The sequence below is a fragment of the Microbacterium sp. zg.Y909 genome (assembly GCF_024626565.1).
This window is the reverse complement of the sequence record NZ_JANJFJ010000592.1, coordinates 1-1873: the sequence shown is the minus strand read 5'-3', so window position 1 is coordinate 1873 and position 1873 is coordinate 1. Positions and strand designations below refer to the sequence as shown.

At 68.3% G+C, this 1873-nt stretch carries 1 protein-coding gene and 1 pseudogene; one reads left to right on the top strand and one right to left on the bottom strand.

Translation table 11 applies throughout. The features are described from left to right. Nucleotides 1-153 precede the first annotated feature (153 nt). Nucleotides 154-1512: an ABC transporter substrate-binding protein gene (locus tag NQ160_RS23205; RefSeq protein ID WP_257517371.1), complete on the top strand. Its 1359-nt coding sequence runs from the start codon at nucleotides 154-156 to the stop codon at nucleotides 1510-1512. 88 nt (nucleotides 1513-1600) lie between these two features. Here NQ160_RS23205 and NQ160_RS23200 read toward each other — a convergent pair. After that, a pseudogene (locus NQ160_RS23200) lies at nucleotides 1601-1873 on the bottom strand (ABC transporter ATP-binding protein); the annotation flags it as partial.

Sequence of the window (1873 nt, the reverse complement as noted above, 5' to 3'; positions counted from 1 at the left end):
CGGGTTCGGTCCTCTGACCGGCCAGTAACGATTGGGTCGCGAAACACACCGTTAACAGATCGCAACATCGCCGACGTCATGCCCGCACTAGGTTGGTCACCAATCGCGCGCGGCTCCCGGCCTTGCGCAGCACCCGATTCAGCAAGGAGCACCATGAGCGTCTTCACACGTTCACGCGCGTCGAAAGTCCTGGGCGCCATCGCCCTGGTCGGCGCCAGCGCACTCGTCCTGTCAGGCTGCACCGGCGGCGGCGGCGACGCGGACACCCCCGAAGAGACCGGCGAAGCGGCGGGGTTCGACTTCCCCATCAACTGTGATGAGGCCGCGCCCGCGGACTACGTCCCGGAGTACGCGTCGACTTCGACCGGACCCGGCACGGACCTGACCTACAAAATCGGCACGGCACTGCCCGTCACCGGCAACCTCGCCTTCCTCGGCCCGCCCGAGATCGCGGCGACGGAGTTCGCGGCATCCCAGATCAACGCCGCCGGCAAGGGCATCACGATCGACCTCATCCAGGGCGACTCCGGCGACACCGACAACAAGGCGTATGAGACGGAGATCCCGCGACTGCTGGGAGAAGGCGCGACGGCCATCGTCGGCGCCGCATCGTCGGGCACGTCGCTGCAGTTCGTCGACCAGGTCATCGCCGCCGGCGCGATCCAGTTCTCGCCGGCCAACACCTCTGCGGCGTTCACCGGCTACGAGGACAACGGTCTGTACTGGCGCACCGCCCCCTCGGACGTGCTCCAGGGCGAGGTGCTCGGCAACCTGATCGCCGCCGACGGCAACGAGACCCTCGGCATGATCGTCCTGAACGACGCGTACGGCACGGGCCTTGCGTGCTTCACGAAGGAGGCGTTCGAAAGCGCCGGCGGCGAGGTCGTTGCGGCGCAGCTCTACAACACCGGCGACGCGAACTTCTCGGCGCAGATCGACGAGGTGCTCGCTGCCAGCCCCGACGCGATCGCCCTGATCACGTTCGAGGAGGTCACCACGATGATCCCCGAGCTGGTCGGCGCCGACTTCCCGGCCGAGGGCCTCTACTTCGTCGACGGCAACCTCTCCAACTTCGGGGAGGAGTTCGAGACGGGCACGCTCGCCGGCGCCAAGGGAACCTACCCCGCGGTCGACCCCGAGACGATCACCACCTTCCGTGACGAGCTGCAGGCCTTCTGGACGGGCGAGGGACAGCCCGAGCTGAAGGACTTCACCTACGCGCCGGAGTCGTATGACGCCGTCGTGCTGCTGGCCCTCGCCGCGCTGCAGGCCGGCTCCACGGCCGGTCCCGACGTCGCGGCGAACCTGCAGTCCGTCTCGGGCGCCGACGGTGGCACCGCGTGCTCGACCTTCGCGGAGTGCGCCGACCTCATCATCGCCGGGGAGGTCGCCGACTACGAAGGCGTCTCGGGGCCGATCACCTTCGACGAGGTGGGCGACCCGACCGAGGCGACGATCGGCGTCTTCCAGTTCGGCGAGGACAACAACTACGAGTTCCTCAACCTCGGCTGACACAGCGACGCGAAAGGCCCCGGCTCACGAAGAGCCGGGGCCTTTCCCGTGCCGCGGCCACGGGGAGCCGTGATCGCGGCCGAGGAGGTCAGGTTCCGAGCGTCCCCAGGTACAGACCGATGACCTTCGGGTCGTTCAGCAGCTCGCGGCCGGTGCCGGTGTAGGCATCGCGCCCCTGATCCAGCACGTATCCGCGGTCGCAGATCTGCAGGCAGCGGCGGGCGTTCTGCTCCACCATGATCGTCGTCACGCCGGCCTTGTTGATCTCCGACACCCGAAGGAAGGCCTCGTCCTGCCGGGAGGGCGACAGGCCCGCCGACGGCTCGTCCAGCAGCAGGACGTGCGGGTCCATCATGAGGGC